The organism is Pedobacter sp. FW305-3-2-15-E-R2A2, assembly GCF_038446955.1.
Taxonomy (GTDB): Bacteria; Bacteroidota; Bacteroidia; order Sphingobacteriales; family Sphingobacteriaceae; genus Pedobacter.
Genome location: NZ_CP151803.1, coordinates 2,545,440 through 2,564,909 on the forward strand (window position 1 = coordinate 2,545,440; position 19,470 = coordinate 2,564,909).

The following is a 19,470-nucleotide window of genomic DNA, read 5'->3' on the forward strand; positions in this document are numbered from 1 at the left end:
TAAGATCATGAAACAGTTTGTAAATTTTGTAAGGAAGGAATTTTTCCATGTGATGAGGGACAGAAAAACGTTGCTCATTTTATTCGGGATGCCGGTGGCGCAGATCCTGATCTTTGGTTTTGCGCTGACCAATGAGGTGAAGAATTCCAAGCTCATCGTCTTTGACCAGGCAAAAGATCCTGCTTCACAGGAAATCATCACCAAAATCGAAGCGAGCAGGTATTTTGAGGTGGAAAGAGCGGTGATGAACCGGCAGCAAATGGAAGCAGCCTTCAGACAGGGGAAAATCAAAATGGCCATTGTCTTTCCGGCGGGCTTCCATGCATCACTGCTGCATGAGCATAAAGCACAGGTCCAGGTCATTGCTGATGCTTCCGATCCCAATACGGCAAATATGCTGACCAATTACCTCTCTGCAATTGTCATGGACTATCAAAATGCGCTGAGCAAAAACCTGGTGCTGCCGTACCGGATTGTTCCGGAGGTCAGGATGCTGTACAATCCTCAACTCAAAGGGGCGCCGAATTTCGTTCCGGGGGTAATGGCTCTGGTCCTGATGCTGGTCTGCGTGATGATGACGGCCATCTCTATTGTGAAGGAAAAAGAGACAGGAACGATGGAAGTATTGCTGGTTTCTCCATTTAAGCCGATCCTGGTGATCATTTCCAAAGCGGTCCCTTATCTGATCCTTTCTTTGGTGAATGTGGCTTCCATTCTTTTGTTGAGCGTATTTGTGCTGGAGCTTCCGGTGAACGGAAGCGTCCTGTTGCTCTTCGGGGAAAGTATCCTATTTATCATTACCTGCCTTACAGTAGGGATTTTCATTTCTGTGAAAACCGACTCTCAACAGGTGGCCATGCTGATCTCTCTGATGGGCATGTTGTTGCCTACGGTGCTGTTTAGCGGTTTTATGTTTCCCATTGAAAATATGCCGCTCCCTTTACAATTGTTTTCAAATATCGTTCCGGCGAAATGGTTTTACCTCATCGTGAAATCAATCATGATCAAAGGGCTTGGCTTTGAAGCCATCTGGAAAGAAACATTAATCCTGGCAGGCATTACTGTTGTTTTGGGCTTGATCAGTTTAAAAAGTTTTAAAATCCGACTGTCATGAGAACGATTAGATTCCTGCTTCAAAAAGAATTCAGACAGATTTTCCGCAACCGCGCGATTTTGCTCCTGATCGGGGTGATGCCGGTCATGCAATTGCTGATCCTTCCCCTGGCGGCAAATTATGAAGTGAAGAACATCAACCTCTCTGTAGTGGACCATGATCATTCCAGTTATGCTCAGAAACTGATTGCCAAGGTCACTGCCTCCGGATATTTTAAGCTCAGAGGCTATGGGGCTTCGTTTAAGGAAGAATTGAAGAAGATTGAGTCAGATCGGTCAGATTTAATTTTGGAGATCCCTGAGGGCTTTGAACGCAAGCTCATCCGTGAAGACCAACAGCAATTGTTTATCGCGGTAAATGCGATCAATGGGGTGAAGGCAAATCTGGGGGGAGCTTACCTGACGAGCATTATCAAAGACTTTAACGACGAAATTCGGATAGGGCTGCTGCCCACAGCGCGCTTCAATCCGGGACCAGTCATCGAAATTACTGCTTCCAACTGGTATAATCCGCTGATGGAATACCGGTTTTATATGGTTCCGGGAATCCTGGCCATTCTGGTGACGATGATTGGTGGTTTTCTTTCTGCTTTGAACATCGTGAAAGAGAAAGAGTTTGGGACGATCGAACAAATCAATGTAACACCCATCAAAAAACATCATTTTATCCTTGGAAAACTCATTCCTTTCTGGGTCCTCGGAAACATCGTCTTTAGTCTGGGACTACTGGTGGCCTGGCTGGTCTATGGCATCATCCCGGTAGGAAGTCTTTTTGTGTTATATGGTTTTTTAGCGGTTTATCTCCTGGCGATCCTGGGTTTTGGACTGCTCATCTCCACTTTTTGTGATACGCAGCAACAGGCGATGTTTATCATGTTCTTTTTCATGATGGTCTTTATTTTGATGGGTGGCTTGTTTACTTCCATAGACAGCATGCCGGACTGGGCGAAGCTGGTGTCCAGCTTTAATCCGGTCAGTTACCTCATTGAGGTGATGAGAATGGTGATTCTTAAGGGGAGTAGTTGGAAAGACGTATGGCCTCAGTTTGGGATTATTGCTTTATTTGCTGTCTTGCTAAATACTTATGCCATCATCAATTATAAAAAGACGAGTTAGCACGTTTTTTGACAATCAACTGGATAAGTTGATTTTCGAAATATTTAGCTTTGCATGATATCTTAATAATCACTTTTATGAAACATATTAGCGTAATCGGCAGACTGGTGGTGATGTTGATGTTATTCGGTTCATTCTCTTCTGCTGTTGCTCAGACTGCTGATAAGAGTGATCCTTCTCCCTTGAAATTTCCCACACCAAAAGGTATAAAAAACCAATTATTTTACCTGCAAAGAGATCCCAATACGAATACCATCATTTGCGAACTTAATGTAGAAGCAAACGGAGAGGTGAACAGGAAAGAACCTATTCTCGTGTATTGGCTGCGTTATGGCGAAAAAGGAGAGAAGAAAGACCTGAGCTACATTCAAAGAAAATTCGCTTATGGGATTCAGGCTAAGGAAATTGGTAAGGATCAGTTTGAACTTCGTTTTGTTTCTCATAAAAAGATTCCAATGTACCTGATGGAATCAAAAGATGACCATAAGTTTCATGTCTATGTGACGGTGAATAACAAGAAAATTGAACTGGATAAGATCTTTTTAAGGATTGAAGGCGGTTCATTCTGGTTGCCAAACGTGAAGTATGTGGAACTGACAGGAACAAATACGTCCAATAATACCAAGATCATAGAGAGAATTAAAGTCTAAGCGAAACGCCTGAGTTTTCTACCGATATTTTTATTCCATTTACCGACGCTATTCGGCCGTATGGCCCCTCAGGGATTGCTTTGCCTTGATATACGCGCTAGTTTTGAAGAAAAAAAAGTCATGGAAACCTTAGCTAAAAACAACAAATTCAATCGTCATATCATTGCAGGTGTTATTGTCACCGCTCTTGGACTGCTCATAATGCTCGATAATCTTGGTCTTAACATTCCACATTGGATCCTTTCCTGGCATACCGTAATGCTTGGGATTGGTTTACTGATCGGTTACCGCAAAGACTTTAAGGTTTCCGGTTGGCTGGTATTGGTGATCATCGGTGGAGTTTATACGTTAAAGGACATTGCCTTTTTCGACCTTTCCAGATTTACCAGTGCGTTGGTCCTGATCGGATTGGGAGCTTATCTGCTCTTAAAACCAAATAAGAAACCTGCATTTTGGGACTTCAGTGATAAAAAGCCGTCGATTTTGGAAATAAGAACGCGGAGTAAAAGAAGCTAACTCCTTCGTTCCTCCTTCGACTACCACAGTTAACTGGAACGTCCCACGGACATACCTGGAACGTATCAGGAACGTCTTTTCGATTGAAAAGACGTTCCTGATATATTTTTGATATGTATTTGGTGTATTCCGGTTAACTGTGGTAGTCGAATGACAATACTGTTGTAATGTCATTTGGAATGGAGTTGAACTCAAAAAAAACGCCCTGCAGGTATGGTCCTGCAAGGCATCACTATTAAACCCCCCGGTATAATATTCCTGATTTCTCTAAAAAACCTTTTTATTTTAAACGCAAGGTTAAATTAGTCAAAAACAACTGAACAAATGACTTTTATTGATGTTCATTTTTATTCATTTTTTTATGACCGGATAAACCATTGAGAAAAACGAATTACGTTTAAGTGTTGTGGTTTTAAAATAAAATTGCAAAATTTATACAAACTAACCAAATAAAATCATTATATGAATAAAAAGTGTTTGATTGCCCTATTTGCCGGATTGGCATTTAGCGCTTGCGAAAAAGGAATTACGGGTAATGTCGGATTAAATGAGCTGCCCCTTAAAAAATCTGAACTGCATACTGAGGTGCTGGTGCCGGGAGTAAGCCTAAAGGCTGATGGTCCGGGTGGAACGTATAGCCTGATCAATAGTGTTTTGGGAGGGAATGCTTGTGAAGTCCCGGACTGTGTTCATGCTCAGGACCACATAACCGAAGTATTTGACAGTAACTTAAACACGAATGTGTTCGTTTTCTCGGCACATGTTAGCCCGGATAACGACCGTTGTCAGAATTTTGACCGCCAGCGTACAGAAATAAAAACTTATGGTGCTTCTCCGGACCATCTTAAAGCAACCAATGGGGAGACGGTAACTTATCGCTGGAAATTTAAACTGGATGCCGGTTTTCAGGCTTCTTCGAGTTTTACCCATCTGCACCAGATTAAAGCAGTAGATGGGGATGATTCAATTCCTCTGATTACCCTTTCTGCACGTTATGGTGCCAATAATACCGATAAGATAGAGTTGATCCATGTAAATTCTTCAGGAACGACCACAAAGGTGAAGCTTGCCAATCTGTCGCTGTTCCTGGGAAACTGGGTGGAGGTCGTGGAGAAAATTACCTTTGGAAGCAATGGTAAATATGATATTTCTGTTAAAAAAATAAGCGATGGTACAGTGTTGCTGGCTTATAACAATACGAATATGGATTTATGGCGTACAGGAGCTTCGTTTTGCCGGCCAAAATGGGGGATATATCGCAGCTTAAATAATGCGGTACGGTTAAGGGACGAGGAAGTTCGTTTTGCCGATTTCTGTATTGCTGAAGGAGCGGCGGTGTGTCAGTAACGATGCATCCCTAACACTGTGATAAATCAATGAGCTCCTGTTTTATGGCGAATAAGACCAGACCGGTTCTGGATTTTACCTCGAATTTTTGAAACAGCTCCTGTCTGTAATTGTCGATGGTATGTGGGCTTAGGTACATCTGATCAGCGATTTCTTTATAGGTGAGCTCGGAGCAGCAGAGCTGGAGGAATTTCATCTCGTTAGCACTTAGCTGAGTGGATAACGGGTTGGAAAGGTGCTCGTTCTGAATGCTTCTCAGGAGTTTCCCCGAAACAAGGTCATTTAAATAATAGCCTTGTTGATTGATGATTTTAACGGCATTGACCAGATCGCTGGTCTTAGATTCTTTGAGCAGGTAACCACCTGCTCCGCTTTTAAGCATTTTTATAATTGGTTTATCCTCTTCAAACATGCTTAAAGCCAGGACTTTGATGTCCGGGTATTGTTGTTTTAGCCATAAAGTTGCTTCATAACCATCCAATACAGGCATGCTGATGTCCATCAATATGACTTCCGGAAGAGGATGAAGGTCTATTTTTTCCCTCATCTCTGCTCCGTTGGCCGCATCAAAAACAATGTTCACTTCGGGAAATTCTGACAACAGGCTAATGAGGCCCTGGCGAAATAAGGTATGGTCATCAATGATGGCTATTGGGATGCTTTTATAATCCATGGGTATTAAAAAAAGGCTATTAGTAGGGAATTGTGATGGTGATTTTAGTCCCGGTTCCAGGCGCAGTATCAAAAGATACTGTTCCGCCAATCATAGCTACTCTTTTTTGTATATTCTGCAGGCCCATGCCTTTATGCAGTTTCTTGATTTCAGTAAAGTTAAATCCAATTCCGTCATCAGCTATTGATAAAATTAACAGGTCATTTATAAATTCCAAGTTAATAATTATTTCCAATGCTTTTGCATGCCGGATAATATTATGGAGGGTTTCCTGAAATAAGCGAAAGATAATCGTTTCTTTATCGGCCTTTGCGGGCAATGTTTTCACTGTACTGTGATAACTGATCTTGTAAAGCTGAGATTTCTCCACCCAGTCCAGTTCAAATGCAATTGCACCAATTAAGCCCCTGCTGATGAGTTCTTCTCCATCTAATAATCTGGAGAGTGCCCTGACTTCCTTTACCGATCTTTTGGCCAGGTCCTCTGCCGCCGCAATTTTCTCCATCGCCTTCTCGGGATCGTTAATATTGATAGAACTTAGTGTGATGATGGTCAAGCCAAGCAACTGTCCGATATTGTCATGAAGGTCGTAGGCGATTGTCTTTAGCGTTTGTTCCTGAACTTCCATCTGAGATTTGAGGAGCTCATTTTCAAATGATCTTTTTAAAGATTCCGTTTCTTCATTATGTTTCTTTTTACGGCGGTTATAAAGACTCACGTACGCGATCAGAAACAGCGGGGCAATCAGGAATATAATGGTGATCAGACTAATGAGGAAGAAGACTTCCTTTGAAGATATTTGCATAAGAAAGCGTAAGACCAACAGCAATATAGCAATACATTAAGTATATTGAAAATAATATACCTGATCGAATGAGCGAAGACGGAAATCTGATCCTGAATCAGGTAATCGAAGAAAATATTTGTCGAAGTACTTCCGAAATAGAAGATCAGTGTTCCATTGACCCACCAAAAGGGAGCGTAATTATTTAGCCGCTCAAATTTTTCATCTTTCAGAATGAGATAATAAAAATATAAACTGGCCAATACAAAAACCAACGACAATACAGAAGCGGTTTTAAAGGTGAAGTTTAAGAAATGATTGCTCATCAGTTCTCCAAAAAACAAGAGGATGAAAATACTGAGCCAGACCATCAGCCATTTGGTTTTATTAACATATTTCTTATACAAAAAATAGAAAAAAGTACTAATAAAGCTGCATTCTATCAACAAAAAGACATTATACAGCGGCAGGTTAGACTGATTTAAAACTTTTCTGATGTGAATGGCCGAAACTTCTGTCGCACAGGTAAAGAGCAGATAAAGGATACAGAGCCTCCATATTGGATCCCGGTCTTTATAGAGACAAAGGCATGCAATAAGGAGGCAGAAAAATTCTATGGTCGTGTTGACGGTAAAATAGCGTGTCATTTTTTTGCGGGAATCGTATCAGAAATTAGTGTGGCACCGATATCCTGACAGTTTGCAGGAGGAGGGCACATCTCTCCACGATTCTCTGGTGTTGTGGAGAGAATCATGCCATTGGCAGCTTTACTATTGATCTTATCATTATAATAATCCCGGTGATAACCCAGGCTATCTTTCGTAGAAACCATAATCAGCGTGTTGTGGTTCCAGTATTCTTTAATCGGCACATGGGTGTTGCTTTTCGCATTGTAACTGCTGTCGTAGGTCGCAAAGTAGAACCGGATTCCATCCCCGCCTTCTGTCTCAATCTTTTTGATCAGACTTTTAAGCCGTTCAATATCAAACCATACTGCGCGGGTATCCGGTACTTCTTTTCCATCTGAGATTACGGTTCCGGCCCTTTTTGCATAATTAGCCACATATTCTTTGGCTACCTGTATGCTTAGGGAGTCGTCTGAAGGGGTTGAAATTTTTTCCTGAGCAGTGTCAACAGGTTTGTGCTGACATGCACTGATCATGCCAGCCATGATGGCTAGCCCAATAAGGGTTGTTTTAAGCGTCATAGAGATGAATTTAGGGTTTATTTAAATTTAGCATTATTAATTAGGTTTAAGGAAATTAATTTTCAAATTCCATGAGGGAATGCTACATTTAAAAAGGCCGGGGGGAGAAGCCTTTTTAAAGTAGCTGAGATATGTGGGAGCGCATTTTTTTAATGTAAACAGGACATGGATTGAGGGTTGAAATTTCCCATCATGAAGAGGTTCATGCCTTGATCGGTCAGGAACTGGTCTTTCGGATTGAAGGTTATAAAATCACTTAATGTTTGAAATGGGCGTGGATTAGACGGAATGTAAAGCGTCCTGCAAATGGAGATTTTCCTATTTGAACTGAACCCGAACCCAATGATATAATCTTGTCTACCTAATTGTAAACTATTGAACTTTAAAGTGCCGGATGGCTGATGACTGTTAATCTGATGAATCTGGATTGCCGCATGGAAGGATTGAATTAAAGCACCCTGCCAGATCGCAGCAAAGTATCCCGGAACCCTGGATCCTGGTAAAATATCGAAATCGATTTTTACGCTGGTATTGCTGGAAATGAATCCCGAGAATTTTAAGTTGACTTTTGATGTTTTCAAAGCTTGTAATTCCATAGGTTAAAGCTCATTCAAAACTTTTAGGAATAATAAGCTGAAAACCACTTTTTTTAACGGTGCTTTTGTCCCTTTTAGTCCTCAACCCAAAACATCTTTTGCAGAATTTATTTGGATTTACTGAACACCATTCAGTATATTTGCGGTGTTAATATAAAGCCATGGGAATCTCAGAAAGAAAAGAACGTGAAAAAGGGGAGATGAAGAAAATGATCACCACAGCGGCCATGAAAATGTTCCTGGAGGATGGTTATGCAAAAACTTCCATCCGCAATATTGCAGATTCCATCGAATATAGCCCAGGAACCATTTATTTATATTATAAAGACAAAGATGAATTGTTGTATGAAGTACAAGCTCAGGCTTTTTTGCAATTACTGGAAACCTTCAGGACAAAAGCAATAAGCAAAAATCCCATAGAGAGGCTGGAACAATTGGGTAAGGCCTATGTCTCTTTCGCACTGGAGAATCCTGAATTGTACGACCTGATGTTTATCATTCGTGCGCCAATGAACGTAGATGAAGAACTCCATAAAGACAATGGGGTGGCGACCTTTAACTGTTTGGCTGATTGTCTGGAAGAATGCATGAAAAATGGGCTGTTAATTTTCAAAGACCCTATGCAAGCCGGTTTGCAGGTTTGGTCTATGATGCATGGACTGGTATCACTTAACCTCCGTTGCAGATTAAAAGTTATGGCAATTGAGGAAGAATCAATTAAATCCGTATTATTTAAAGCGGTAGAAGAATATCTGGACTCTATAGTGGTTTAGGTTTTTTTGCCCAATCACTAAACACTGTTTATTATGTATACATCATTTACAACTAATTAAACCTGATCTAAGAATCTAAATTTTTTGCACCAACACTAAACACTGTTCACTATGTACACATCATTTATTAAACCATCCATTGTCTTCATTGCCTGTGTGTTGGCGTTATGGAGGCCTGCGGCAGCTCAGGAGGGAAACCGGCAGCTGGACGATTACATCAGTTTTGCCTTTGCTCAAAACCAGGGTTTAAAACAACAACAATTCGATCTGGAAAAAGCAATGTTTGCTTTGAAAGAAGCGAAAGCCATGTATATGCCAACAGTAAGTATGCTGGGCAGTTATACAAAAGCAGACGGGGGACGTACCATTGATGTACCGGTAGGAGACCTGGTTAATCCGGTGTATGCGGCACTGAATGAATTAACGGCTTCCAATAAATACCCTCAGCTTCCGAATCAGTCGTTCTTACTCAACCCTGATAATTTTTATGATGTGAAACTGAGAACTTCTCTTTCCCTGATCAATGCCGAAATCCGCTACAATAAAGAGATCAAACAACAACTCATCAGTAGTCAGCAGGCGGCGGTGAATGTGTATAAAAGAACTTTAGTCAAAGACATCAAAACGGCTTACTACCATTATTACCAGGCATTACAGGGTGTGGAGGCCTATCAGAGTGCGCTTTTACTCATTGCAGAAAATATCCGTGTCAATACCAGTCTCCTTAAAAATGGCGTCAGAAACGGAACAGCATTGCTTCGCGCACAAACAGAACAGCAAAAGACCAATGCCGCACTGATCAATGCGCAGCGGAATGTAGGAAATGCAAAGGCTTACTTTAACTTCCTGCTCAATCGGCCGTTAAAAGATTCCATCAATACAATTGCTATGGCGACAGTCATTGCGGAGCCAGATACACTAACCGGTATTTCCGGCCGGGAAGAGCTCAAACAATTGCAGGCATTGAAAGCGGCAAATACCCTTGACTATAAATTGCAACGTTCCAATATCATTCCTAAGCTCAGCACTTTTCTGGATCTGGGCTCTCAGGGAACAGATTTCAAGATCAATGATAAAACCAGATATTACCTTTGGGGAGTAAACCTGCAGTGGGACATCTTTACCGGTGGCAAAAATAAATTCCGTGCGGCACAGGCACAATCCGGACTCAAAGTCACACAAGCAAGATTAGACGAAACAGAACAGTCACTCCGGTTACAGCTTCTTCAAACCTATAACAATTACAATTCGGCCAAAGCCGCATGTAACAGTGCGATTGCGGGCTTAACATTGGCCACAAAATACTATAAGGACCAGCTTAAAGCCTATCATGCAGGTCAGTTGTTGTACCTCGAATTAATAGATGCTCAGGACCAGCTCACCAACGCGCGATTGCGCATGGCGGAGACCCAGGCAGATTTACAGATTACCCTTGCGCAACTGGAACGCGACCAGGCGAGTTATCCAATCCATAACCCTCATTAAAACTCCTATACATGAAAGCCATTCATTATGCAGCCCTATTGTTGTGCACGCCACTTTATTATGCCTGCAATAGCTCAAAACCGGTTGAAGAGAAAACAACCGTCAAAGACAACATTCCGGTTCAGGTGATGCTGCTGAACCAGGAACATAGCAATGCCCCGGTTACCGTATCCGGGGAGTTTACCACCGACGATGAAGTGATGTTGTCCTTCAAAACGGGGGGGATCATCAACCGTGTGCTCGTTAAAGAAGGAGATGCGGTGAGGAAAGGTCAGTTACTGGCTACCTTAAACCTGACGGAGATCAATGCACAGGTACAACAGGTTCAGCTGAATCAGGAAAAAGCGAGACGTGATTATCAGCGTACTAAAAACCTATATGCCGATAGCGTAGCCACATTGGAGCAATTGCAGAATAGCAAAACAGCCCTTCAGCTCGCCGAACAACAGGTAAATCTCGTTGCTTTTAACAGAAGGTATTCTGAAATCCATGCTTCGCAGGATGGATATATCCTGAAAAAGCTGGCTGATGCGGGGCAGCAGGTTTCTCCCGGAACTGCGGTATTACAAACGAATGGTGCCCAATCGGGAAAATGGTTGTTGAAGGTAGGCATCAGTGATCAGGAATGGGCATTGTTGAAATTGAACGATCCGGCAAAGGTGGAAACGGCCGCATTGCCTGGACAATTTATGGAAGGTTTCCTCAGCCGTAAATCAGAAGGTGTCGATCCTGCCACAGGGACCTTCACTGCCCACATCACCTTAACAGGTAAGAAGCCACAAATTGCCTCAGGAATGTTCGGAAAAGCAATCATCAGCCCTTCCGGAAAAACGGAGCACAAAGGGGTTTGGAAAATACCTTATGAAGCTTTGTTGGATGGAGATGGCAATACGGGTTATGTTTTTATTACCAATGATGATAAAACAGCGAAGAAAGTGAAAGTAACCATTGCCGGAATTGAAGACCATACAGTTACCATCAGTGATGGTTTACAGGAAGCAAAAGGTTTAATTGTTTCCGGATCAGCTTACCTGACAGATCAGAGTGCAATCACCATCCATTCACCATTAAAGGAGAAAAAATGAAAATATCAGATTACGCAGTAAAGAATAGCCAGTTTACCCTGGTGATCTTTCTCATGATCATCGTGTTGGGCGTCACGACCATGTTCAGTATGCCCCGCTCAGAAGATCCGGAAATGCATGCGCCTTTTTTCTCTGTCATTATTGTATATCCCGGAACCAGTCCGAGAGACATTGAAGATAGGGTAGTTACCCCATTGGAAAAGACAATTTCTGGTTTGGACGACATCAAAAGGATTCGTACGAGTATTTCCAACGGAGTAGCTGTGTTAAGGGTCGAATATAAATATAGCAGCAATGTAGAAGCGAAATACCAGGAAATTGTAAGGGAAGTGAACAGCAAAAGGCCGGAATTGCCTGCAGACATCTATAGCATAGAAGTCCAAAAGCAGCAGCCTTCAGATGTAAATGTCCTGCAGGTAGCGCTGGTTTCAGAAAATGCACCAAGGAACCGGATGCAGTATTTTGCAGAAAAGCTCCAGGATGAACTGGAAAAGGTGAGCGCATTAAAAAAGGTATCCATTTTCGGCCTGCCCAGACAACAGGTCCGTATAGAGCTGGATCTTGAAAAGATGGCACAAATGAACCTGCCACTGAGCGCCATCACCAATAGTCTGCATAGCGAAATGGCCAGTATTCCGGGAGGAAGTATTGATGCTGCCCACCAGACCTTCAATGTCGTGACTAATGAATATAGGACGCTGGATGCCGTTCAGAACACCGTTGTTTATGCTGCGGCGGGAAAAAACATCATCCTGAAAAATATTGCTAAGGTATACTATGGTTATGAAGAAGAAAAACACATTACCCGGTTAAACGGCCACCGTTGTTTATTTGTGACTGCAGCGCAGAAAGAAGGGGAAAACATTAGTAAAACACAAAAACTCTACCTTCCGGTACTGGAAAACTTCAAAAAGACCTTACCCGCTAACATTGATCTGGTTCAGAATTTTGATCAGGCTAACAATGTAAACAGACGCCTTTCGGGCTTAGGCTTTGATTTTATGATCGCGATCATGCTGGTTGCGGTCACCCTGCTTCCTTTAGGGATCAGACCTGCAGTGATCGTGATGATCTCCATTCCACTTTCTCTGGCCATAGGGATTGTGTTGCTCCAGCTTTTTGGTTTTAACCTGAATCAGCTGAGTATTGTCGGATTGGTCGTGGCCCTGGGGTTACTGGTGGACGATAGTATTGTGGTGGTGGAAAATATTGAACGCTGGATGCTGGAAGGGCATAGCCGGATGGAGGCCACTTTAAAGGCCACAAAACAAATCGGACTGGCCGTAGTAGGTTGTACAATTACCCTGGTTATTGCTTTTATGCCGCTGGTATTTTTACCGGAAGGCTCCGGAGATTTTATCCGGTCTTTACCATTGGCAGTGATCTTTTGTGTCATGGCTTCCATGCTGGTTTCTTTAACGATTATCCCTTTCTTATCGAGCCGTCTCTTGCAAAACCACCTGGGAAATCCGGAAGGGAACTTCCTGATGCGTGGTTTGAAAAAGCTGATTCATGGAAGTTATGCCCTGTTATTGGAGAAAGCACTTCGAAGACCTTTGTTTACAATGGCGATTGCGGTAGCCTTGTTTGCGGGTTCTATCGTGTTGTTTAAGGTGATCGGTTTTAGTTTGTTCCCTGCTTCAGAGAAGCCGCAGTTCTTGTTGAACATTACTACGCCTAACCAATCTAACCTTTCTTATACAGACAGCATTACCCGTGCGATTGAAAAAGAATTGAAACAACAACCAGAGGTCAGGTATTTCTCTTCGAATATAGGAAAGGGAAATCCACGTATTTATTACAATGAAATTCCTGAAAACGACAGAAGCGATTTTGCGCAGCTGTTTGTACAGTTGGACGACGATACTTCACCGGATAAAAAACTGGCGCTGATTCAGAAATTACAACTTCATTGGGCACATTATCCCGGTGCGAAGATCGAGGTGAAGAATTTCCAGCAGGGACCACCGGTGATTGCACCGGTGGAAATCAGGTTGTTTGGTGATAACCTGGATTCTTTGCGCACTTTGTCCATCAAGGTCGAAAAGCTGTTACATGAAGTTCCCGGAAGTATGTATATCAATAATCCGGTAGCGCTGCTCAAAAGCGACATCAGGGTAGTGCTGAATAAGGAAAAAGCCCAATTGTTAGGTGTCCCTACCTTAAATATAGACCAAACGGCCAGACTGGCGGTGACAGGTTTGAGCATGGGAACGTTCTATAACAACGACAATAAAAATGGTTATGGCGTATTGCTCACCAGGACCAAGGAAGGCCGGCCGGGAATGGATGCTTTCAGAAACCTGTATGTCAACAGTGTACAGGGCAATGCGATTCCCATGAACCAGATTGCAACGCTGAAACTGGATGCTTCACCAGCTGTTATTAACCACCAGGAGAAGAAACGCGTGGTATCGGTGCAGGCACATGTACAGGATGGATTTCTGGTGAATCGGGTCATCGACGAAGTGGTCCTGAAAATGAATAAACTGAAACTCCCTGCTGGCTATAGCTATGAAATGGGAGGTGAGGTCGAATCGAGGAACAATTCCTTTGGTGGTTTTATGAGCATCATATTGGTCACCGTCTTTTTGTTTATTGCCGTGTTGATCCTGTTGTTTAAAACCTTTAAAAGTACGCTGATTGTATTGTCTGTAATTCCTTTAGGGGTGGTTGGGGCTGCAGTAGCCTTATGGCTCACCGGTAATTCGCTGTCTTTTGTGGCGATTATAGGTTTAATTGCCCTGGCGGGGATTGAGGTCAAGAATACCATTTTGCTGGTGGATTTTACCAATCAGCTGAGGCAACAGGGAAAAGGTTTGCAGGAAGCCATCCGGGAAGCAGGTGAAGTGAGATTTTTGCCAATTGTACTGACCTCGCTTACCGCCATTGGAGGGCTCATCCCAATTGCCATATCGACCAATCCTTTGGTTGCACCATTGGCCATTGTATTGATTGGCGGATTGATCAGCTCGACGCTGTTGTCCAGAATTGTTACGCCAATTATTTATCAGCTGATGCCTCCTGCAATAACCGGAAAGGAAGAAGAAGAAAAGAAAGCTTAAACTTCGGTTTTATGCCTTGATAACTCCGGTTTTACCTTGTTTTTTACAGGTACAACCGGAGTTTTTTGTTGTGCTCATTCAGGATTTTACATAAATTGCGGGGTATGAATATCTTCCCCACGCAGTACTCTCTGCTCTCCGCCAAGGCTTTAAAAGATGTAATAGAACAAAAATATGGATTCCATGAAATGAGCTGTCGCCTGCTCATTCACAATGTGAGTGATACCTATATTCTGGAGAACGAAACTTCCAGGTATATCTTTAAAATTTACCGGGATGCACATCGCAAACCGGATGAAATCAAAGGAGAACTGGAACTGCTGAATGTTCTGCGGGAAAGGGGGGCGAGCGTATCTCATCCGCTTAAGGATCTGGAAGGAGAAGAAATCCAGGCTTTTAATGCCGCAGAAGGAACCCGTTATGGGGTTTTGTTTTCTTATGCTGATGGTGAGGTGGTTGCGGACATGACGGACGGGCAACTGGAACGTGTTGGAACCGAAATGGCAAAAATACATCAGATTACGGCCAATCTGGAGCTGAGCCATCCCAGAGGGGAGTTTAACCTGAATACCATGTTGACCCTACCCATGAAAACGATCAAACCCGCATTTAAAGGATTAGATAAGGAATATGCTGACCTCGGGGAAGTAGTAAACCTGGTTTTTAAGAAAATGGAACAAATGGACCTTGCTTCGTTCGGGTATGGATATTGCCATTACGATTTCTTACCTAAGAATTTTCATTTTCAGGAAGATGGAAACATCACCTTCTTCGATTTTGATTTTGCAGGAAAAGGACATTTGGTAAATGACCTGGCTTCTTTCTATGTGCATTATTTTCTGCAGGTGCTCTTTAATCGACTGACCCAGGAAGAGGCAGATCGTGCATTCCAGGTTTTCCTTGCAAGTTACCGTAAAGTCAGGCCATTATCATCGGCTGAAGTCAACGCAATTCCCTATTTCGGATTCGCCTGGTGGATCTTTTACTTCAAATTCCATTATGATCATTTTGAAGACTGGTCCAATTTCTTCTTCGGCCCTAAATTTATTAAAGAAAGGGTGGGATGGCTTAAAAAATGGATGGATTGGTATATTGTCAAATAATTTAAAAAAGATACTAAGCTTTATGAGCGCAAAAGAAAATATAGATCCGGCAGAGTGGATTGTGATCAATAATATGTTTGAGTTTTGGAACTTTGTAGGCCTCCAATCTGACACACTTTTAACGACAACTGATTTTAAAGCAATCCTGGTTGAGGACTCAGACTGGCCGAAAAGAATATTCAACCTCGGCATGGAGCAGGATCCGGAACCTTCGGTATTTGAAAAACTAGCCGTTCAGATCCAGGCCGGCGAATTGCCCAATATGATCACCTTTACGGAATCCCTCGCGGAACGTTATCAGGAACCATTGTCTGCTGCAGGATTTACACCGCGTATGAAACAATTGGGAATGATGATCGACCTGTCTGCCACTGTTTTTGACGAGGACGCCCCATCAGCAATTCATTTTGAAGAGGTACAAGACGAGGAGAAAGCAGGTTTATTTGCCTCCATTGCTGCTCAGTCATTTAATTACCGTGTAGGTCCTGAAGTAGTTGCCTCATTGATCAACAGGAAGGATAAGGTCCGTCTCTTTATTGCCCATCATGAAAACCAGGCTGCAGCATGTGGCCTGATCTTCTATGATGAACAAGGCCATGCAGGTTTACATATGATCGGAACCTTACCTGAATCAAGAGGGAAAGGATTGGCCAAAAAGCTTACTTTGCACTTGCTTAAGAAATGCGTCAATGACGAAAAAAAACTTTGTGTTTTACATGCTTCAAAAGCAGGGGAGTACGTCTACGTAAAGCTGGGCTTTGCCGCTGTAAAAGACATGATTACTTATCACATTCCCCTTAAACCATAAATATGATAAACTCAGGAAATATCCCTTTTCAAAACACAGATTGGGAAAACATACCAGCCACCGAACATCAGGGAGAAACCGGAACGGCTTATTGGAAAACGATCAGCTATGGAGATCTGCGGATCAGGGTAGTAGCGTATTCAAAAGACTATAAAGCGGATCATTGGTGTACGAAAGGACATATCATCTATTGTATCGAAGGAGAAATGATCAGCGAGCTTTCTGATGGAACGCAGCATAAATTGTCGAAAGGAATGTCTTATCAGGTTTCAGATGAGTTGAGTTCCCATCGTTCAATTTCTGAAAATGGAGTGAAACTGTTTATTGTAGACGGTTCCTTCTTAGCGCCAAAATCTGGCAGGTGATGATTCTTCTCCTAAGCAGAAGCAGGTGATTTCCCTGCTCCGGCTTAGGAAGAAAAAACAATCATGATCTGTAAAAAGGGGGGAGTTTTTAAGATTTATAATGATTTAAGTTGGTTAAAGGCAATGTCTTTCCTTTTTACAAAGCCTAGCCTTTCATATAAGTTGATGGCCCTGGTATTGCTGTTTAGCACGTGTAAAAAAGGTTTTGTGCCACGCTGAAACATGTCCAGGCAGGTCTTTAAAACCAACTGATAGGCCAGGCCTTTACCGGTAAAATCCGGATGGGTACATACCGCACTCAGTTCTGTGAAAGCATCCAGACCCAACCTTTCGCCCGACATAGAGACCAGTTTTCCCTTCACACGGATACCGTTATAATGCCCAAGAAGGGGAGTGTCTTTGGCAAAATATCCCGGCTGTACGCTGGTAATGAGCTCGAACATTTCTGCCCGGTCTTCTTCTTTTAGGGTAATGATCTCTACAGACTCATCTAAGGTCGTAACGCTCAGCTCAGGACAAAACATTTGCACACAATCCAGCTGATTTAACAACTGCCAGGAATCAGGAATCTTCGGAAGATCACCAATCGCATAAACAATTTCATCGGGCTTCATCCATGCTTTCAGCTGTTCCAGTGGTTGCTCCGAATCCAGGTCAAGACCTATAAAAGGTAGGATATGGGCAGGGTATCTTTTTGCGTATTCGTTGCCAAGGGCGAAACCGGAATGTTTACTGTTTAAAGCATTCCAGATGGGGCGGTCAAGCAGTGTTACCTGATCTTGCACCTGATATTCATTTGTATTCATTATTTTAAGGTGTCTTGAAATCTTCTGTAATATGATTTTTCGTCTAGGGTTTGCTCTATGGCATCAAGCGTTTGAAGCAATTGGTGTTGTTGCTCAAAAAGCTGCTGGTTCAACTCGCCGATTTTTTCCCAAACCTTTTCAAAAGAAGGAAGGCTTTTTTTACCTTTTGCCGAGAGGCGGAGCATCCGTTTCCGCTGATCTTCAGGAGCGGCAATGGATTCAATATATCCTTTTTTCTCTAACTCTTTTGCGAGGTGAATAATGGCAGGATGGGTGAGGCTCAATTCTTCTGCAATGTCCATAATCCCGATCTGTTTCCTCCTGCTGATCAGGTAGAAAATAGGAAAGTATTTGATGTCAAATTGTAATTCATACTCCTCATATATTTTAGATGCATCTCTGGATAAAGCATCGTGAAGCCTTCTCATACGGCTTCCAATAGCTAAAGCTCCCAGTTCATTGATGATGTTTTGTTTCATATAGGTAAGTATTTACGTAAATATTTACCAAATGTAATGGCCTGATGGGAAACCTCAAAATTAAAAGTGTAATTCCGGAGGAATTATCGTAAATTAACAGATAAATGACAATGTTAAAACCGGGTTTTTTAAACGAATTTGCCAACCTCATTGAAGTCCATGATGTTGCAGGAATCAGTGCAGCTTTTGCCAATGGGCTTGATCCCAATTCCTCTTTTAATAAGGAACCTTTGATCTATGAATTGACAAGTGAATACACGAGAAGTCCTGCATTTAAATCCATCGTGAAAGTATTTGTAGATTATGGACTCCAATTGGACGACAAAGTGTTTTTAGCCGTATTGCTGGACGATGCAACGGCTCTTGAACAGGAGTTGAAAACCGATCCGCGGCTAATCCATAGAAAATACAACCTTCGCTGTGCCTATACCCCTCTGTATGAAGCCTCTTTATTGCACATTTGTGCTGAATTTAACCAAGCCGCAGCTGCGGAAGTCTTAATAAAATATGGAATGGATGTCGATGTAAAAGCAGGTATTGATGAAAACGGTTTCGGCGGACAAACACCTCTTTTTCATACGGTAAATCAAAATGGCCATCAATCGGCAGCGTTATTGGATTACTTGATTGCCCAGGGAGCAGACCTTAAAATAACGCTTCCCGGACTGATCTGGGGGAAAGGTTATGATTGGGAAACACTAATCCCTGCGGTCAACCCGATCAGTTATGCGATGATGGGTTTATTGCCTCAAATGCATAGAAATGAGCGCATTCAATCAGAAATCGTTACGAGATTACTTAAAGCAGCCTATAGCATCGATTATCAGCCTCAAAATGTTCCCTGCAAATACCTGAAACATTAAACCGTATTATACGTTTAATCCGTATTCGGCAAAAGCCAATGTGGTCATTTCAACATTGTTGTGCTGAATTCCGGGAATGCCCAACAGCTGTGCTGCCTGTATGAAAACCGGCCTGTCGTCCAGATAAATGACTTCTTCTTTTTTTACTTGTGCCAGGTCAAGGGCGAGGGTATAAAAATCTCTATCGGGTTTGCGGGTGCGCACAAAACAGGAAGAAGAGAAGATATCAAAAATACTTTTCAGGTCAAATTGGTTCACCCTGTATTCATTTAATTCCCGGCCTTCGTTGTTCACAGCAATGATCTGCAATCCATATTTTTGTTTTAACTGTTTGATCAGTGCAATCATTTCCGGATAGGGCTGCGATTGCCCGTACATGAAGTTCTTAAATTCGGCAATGCTAAAATCACGTTCCTTACAAAATATCAGGAGGTTCAGGTATTCATCGAGCGTCATTTTTCCCGATTCATAAGCCTCAAAAATGATGCGGTGACGATCATTCAATTCCTTTAAGTCAAGAGAAAAGTGTTCTGCTGCCAGTTTCCGGGAAGCACTATCCCAGCCATTGGTGAGCAATACACCACCTATATCGAGAAGCAACGCTTTTATTGTGGTAGGTTTCATCATGATTAAAGG

General features: G+C 42.4%; 21 protein-coding genes. 13 read left to right on the forward strand and 8 right to left on the reverse strand.

Annotated features, from left to right (window positions below):
• The first annotated feature begins 7 nt into the window (after positions 1-7).
• The 5 genes from AAFF35_RS10675 to AAFF35_RS10695 all read left to right on the forward strand — a co-directional run bounded on the left by AAFF35_RS10675 (position 8) and on the right by AAFF35_RS10695 (position 4,742).
• Positions 8-1,114, forward strand: a complete 1,107-nt coding sequence (locus tag AAFF35_RS10675) for an ABC transporter permease (protein ID WP_342332450.1) — start codon at positions 8-10, stop codon at positions 1,112-1,114.
• Complete coding sequence (locus AAFF35_RS10680; RefSeq protein WP_342332451.1) at positions 1,111-2,229, forward strand: ABC transporter permease; 1,119 nt, start codon at positions 1,111-1,113, stop codon at positions 2,227-2,229. Before AAFF35_RS10675 ends, AAFF35_RS10680 begins: the two co-directional genes overlap by 4 nt.
• 77 nt (positions 2,230-2,306) lie before the next feature.
• Positions 2,307-2,879, forward strand: a complete 573-nt coding sequence (locus tag AAFF35_RS10685; RefSeq protein ID WP_342332452.1) for a DUF4833 domain-containing protein — start codon at positions 2,307-2,309, stop codon at positions 2,877-2,879.
• 120 nt (positions 2,880-2,999) lie between these two features.
• Positions 3,000-3,395 carry a hypothetical protein gene (locus AAFF35_RS10690; protein ID WP_342332453.1) on the forward strand — a complete coding sequence of 132 codons (396 nt, stop codon included), beginning with the start codon at positions 3,000-3,002 and terminating at the stop codon, positions 3,393-3,395.
• A gap of 462 nt (positions 3,396-3,857) precedes the next feature.
• On the forward strand, positions 3,858-4,742 hold the full coding sequence (locus tag AAFF35_RS10695; protein WP_342332454.1) for a heparin lyase I family protein: 885 nt from the start codon (positions 3,858-3,860) through the stop codon (positions 4,740-4,742).
• Positions 4,743-4,752: 10 nt separating this feature from the next.
• Here AAFF35_RS10695 and AAFF35_RS10700 read toward each other — a convergent pair whose 3' ends face one another.
• From AAFF35_RS10700 to AAFF35_RS10720, 5 genes are all read right to left on the reverse strand, one after another.
• A complete protein-coding gene (locus tag AAFF35_RS10700; protein WP_342332455.1) occupies positions 4,753-5,415 on the reverse strand; it encodes a response regulator transcription factor in 663 nt (220 codons plus the stop codon).
• A 19-nt stretch (positions 5,416-5,434) separates the two neighbouring features.
• The gene (locus tag AAFF35_RS10705; RefSeq protein ID WP_342332456.1) at positions 5,435-6,220 is read right to left on the reverse strand and encodes a sensor histidine kinase; all 786 of its coding nucleotides are present in this window, start codon (positions 6,218-6,220) and stop codon (positions 5,435-5,437) included.
• Complete coding sequence (locus tag AAFF35_RS10710) at positions 6,178-6,846, reverse strand: hypothetical protein (protein WP_342332458.1); 669 nt, start codon at positions 6,844-6,846, stop codon at positions 6,178-6,180. Before AAFF35_RS10710 ends, AAFF35_RS10705 begins: the two co-directional genes overlap by 43 nt.
• On the reverse strand, positions 6,843-7,406 hold the full coding sequence (locus AAFF35_RS10715) for a hypothetical protein (RefSeq protein ID WP_342332459.1): 564 nt from the start codon (positions 7,404-7,406) through the stop codon (positions 6,843-6,845). The genes AAFF35_RS10710 and AAFF35_RS10715 overlap by 4 nt, the downstream gene beginning before the upstream one ends.
• Positions 7,407-7,555: 149 nt before the next feature.
• Entirely contained in the window at positions 7,556-8,002 is a 447-nt protein-coding gene (locus tag AAFF35_RS10720) for a hypothetical protein (RefSeq protein ID WP_342332460.1), read from the reverse strand.
• A 161-nt stretch (positions 8,003-8,163) separates the two neighbouring features.
• On the opposite strand from AAFF35_RS10720, the gene AAFF35_RS10725 reads away from it, so the two are divergent.
• From AAFF35_RS10725 to AAFF35_RS10755, 7 genes are all read left to right on the forward strand, one after another.
• Entirely contained in the window at positions 8,164-8,775 is a 612-nt protein-coding gene (locus tag AAFF35_RS10725) for a TetR/AcrR family transcriptional regulator (protein ID WP_342332461.1), read from the forward strand.
• Positions 8,776-8,886: 111 nt separating this feature from the next.
• Positions 8,887-10,260, forward strand: coding sequence for a TolC family protein (locus tag AAFF35_RS10730; RefSeq protein ID WP_342332462.1), 1,374 nt, complete (start codon positions 8,887-8,889; stop codon positions 10,258-10,260).
• 11 nt (positions 10,261-10,271) lie between these two features.
• The gene (locus AAFF35_RS10735; protein ID WP_342332463.1) at positions 10,272-11,345 is read left to right on the forward strand and encodes an efflux RND transporter periplasmic adaptor subunit; all 1,074 of its coding nucleotides are present in this window, start codon (positions 10,272-10,274) and stop codon (positions 11,343-11,345) included.
• On the forward strand, positions 11,342-14,410 hold the full coding sequence (locus AAFF35_RS10740) for an efflux RND transporter permease subunit (RefSeq protein ID WP_342332464.1): 3,069 nt from the start codon (positions 11,342-11,344) through the stop codon (positions 14,408-14,410). Before AAFF35_RS10735 ends, AAFF35_RS10740 begins: the two co-directional genes overlap by 4 nt.
• Positions 14,411-14,514: 104 nt before the next feature.
• The gene (locus tag AAFF35_RS10745) at positions 14,515-15,513 is read left to right on the forward strand and encodes a phosphotransferase (protein ID WP_342332465.1); all 999 of its coding nucleotides are present in this window, start codon (positions 14,515-14,517) and stop codon (positions 15,511-15,513) included.
• A 22-nt stretch (positions 15,514-15,535) separates the two neighbouring features.
• On the forward strand, positions 15,536-16,321 hold the full coding sequence (locus AAFF35_RS10750) for a GNAT family N-acetyltransferase (protein WP_342332466.1): 786 nt from the start codon (positions 15,536-15,538) through the stop codon (positions 16,319-16,321).
• A gap of 2 nt (positions 16,322-16,323) precedes the next feature.
• Complete coding sequence (locus AAFF35_RS10755) at positions 16,324-16,686, forward strand: DHCW motif cupin fold protein (RefSeq protein WP_342332467.1); 363 nt, start codon at positions 16,324-16,326, stop codon at positions 16,684-16,686.
• A 95-nt stretch (positions 16,687-16,781) separates the two neighbouring features.
• On the opposite strand, the gene AAFF35_RS10760 is transcribed toward AAFF35_RS10755, so the two are convergent.
• Positions 16,782-17,492, reverse strand: a complete 711-nt coding sequence (locus AAFF35_RS10760) for a GNAT family N-acetyltransferase (RefSeq protein WP_342332468.1) — start codon at positions 17,490-17,492, stop codon at positions 16,782-16,784.
• Positions 17,492-17,971 (reverse strand): MarR family transcriptional regulator, encoded by a 480-nt coding sequence (locus tag AAFF35_RS10765; RefSeq protein ID WP_342332469.1) that lies wholly within the window; start codon positions 17,969-17,971, stop codon positions 17,492-17,494. Before AAFF35_RS10765 ends, AAFF35_RS10760 begins: the two co-directional genes overlap by 1 nt.
• 104 nt (positions 17,972-18,075) lie before the next feature.
• On the opposite strand from AAFF35_RS10765, the gene AAFF35_RS10770 reads away from it, so the two are divergent.
• A complete protein-coding gene (locus AAFF35_RS10770; RefSeq protein WP_342332470.1) occupies positions 18,076-18,834 on the forward strand; it encodes an ankyrin repeat domain-containing protein in 759 nt (252 codons plus the stop codon).
• A gap of 6 nt (positions 18,835-18,840) precedes the next feature.
• Here the strand turns inward: AAFF35_RS10770 and AAFF35_RS10775 are convergent, their stop codons facing one another.
• The gene (locus tag AAFF35_RS10775; protein WP_342332471.1) at positions 18,841-19,461 is read right to left on the reverse strand and encodes an HAD family phosphatase; all 621 of its coding nucleotides are present in this window, start codon (positions 19,459-19,461) and stop codon (positions 18,841-18,843) included.
• Positions 19,462-19,470 lie beyond the last annotated feature (9 nt).

Bases quoted from the DNA above. Each gene is read 5' to 3' on its own strand.
- AAFF35_RS10675 (WP_342332450.1), top strand. From the start codon at position 8: ATGAAACAGTTTGTAAATTTTGTAAGGAAGGAATTTTTCCATGTGATG.
- AAFF35_RS10680 (WP_342332451.1), top strand. From the start codon at position 1,111: ATGAGAACGATTAGATTCCTGCTTCAAAAAGAATTCAGACAGATTTTC.
- AAFF35_RS10685 (WP_342332452.1), top strand. From the start codon at position 2,307: ATGAAACATATTAGCGTAATCGGCAGACTGGTGGTGATGTTGATGTTA.
- AAFF35_RS10690 (WP_342332453.1), top strand. From the start codon at position 3,000: ATGGAAACCTTAGCTAAAAACAACAAATTCAATCGTCATATCATTGCA.
- AAFF35_RS10695 (WP_342332454.1), top strand. From the start codon at position 3,858: ATGAATAAAAAGTGTTTGATTGCCCTATTTGCCGGATTGGCATTTAGC.
- AAFF35_RS10700 (WP_342332455.1), bottom strand. From the start codon at position 5,415: ATGGATTATAAAAGCATCCCAATAGCCATCATTGATGACCATACCTTA.
- AAFF35_RS10705 (WP_342332456.1), bottom strand. From the start codon at position 6,220: ATGCAAATATCTTCAAAGGAAGTCTTCTTCCTCATTAGTCTGATCACC.
- AAFF35_RS10710 (WP_342332458.1), bottom strand. From the start codon at position 6,846: ATGACACGCTATTTTACCGTCAACACGACCATAGAATTTTTCTGCCTC.
- AAFF35_RS10715 (WP_342332459.1), bottom strand. From the start codon at position 7,406: ATGACGCTTAAAACAACCCTTATTGGGCTAGCCATCATGGCTGGCATG.
- AAFF35_RS10720 (WP_342332460.1), bottom strand. From the start codon at position 8,002: ATGGAATTACAAGCTTTGAAAACATCAAAAGTCAACTTAAAATTCTCG.
- AAFF35_RS10725 (WP_342332461.1), top strand. From the start codon at position 8,164: ATGGGAATCTCAGAAAGAAAAGAACGTGAAAAAGGGGAGATGAAGAAA.
- AAFF35_RS10730 (WP_342332462.1), top strand. From the start codon at position 8,887: ATGTACACATCATTTATTAAACCATCCATTGTCTTCATTGCCTGTGTG.
- AAFF35_RS10735 (WP_342332463.1), top strand. From the start codon at position 10,272: ATGAAAGCCATTCATTATGCAGCCCTATTGTTGTGCACGCCACTTTAT.
- AAFF35_RS10740 (WP_342332464.1), top strand. From the start codon at position 11,342: ATGAAAATATCAGATTACGCAGTAAAGAATAGCCAGTTTACCCTGGTG.
- AAFF35_RS10745 (WP_342332465.1), top strand. From the start codon at position 14,515: ATGAATATCTTCCCCACGCAGTACTCTCTGCTCTCCGCCAAGGCTTTA.
- AAFF35_RS10750 (WP_342332466.1), top strand. From the start codon at position 15,536: ATGAGCGCAAAAGAAAATATAGATCCGGCAGAGTGGATTGTGATCAAT.
- AAFF35_RS10755 (WP_342332467.1), top strand. From the start codon at position 16,324: ATGATAAACTCAGGAAATATCCCTTTTCAAAACACAGATTGGGAAAAC.
- AAFF35_RS10760 (WP_342332468.1), bottom strand. From the start codon at position 17,492: ATGAATACAAATGAATATCAGGTGCAAGATCAGGTAACACTGCTTGAC.
- AAFF35_RS10765 (WP_342332469.1), bottom strand. From the start codon at position 17,971: ATGAAACAAAACATCATCAATGAACTGGGAGCTTTAGCTATTGGAAGC.
- AAFF35_RS10770 (WP_342332470.1), top strand. From the start codon at position 18,076: ATGACAATGTTAAAACCGGGTTTTTTAAACGAATTTGCCAACCTCATT.
- AAFF35_RS10775 (WP_342332471.1), bottom strand. From the start codon at position 19,461: ATGATGAAACCTACCACAATAAAAGCGTTGCTTCTCGATATAGGTGGT.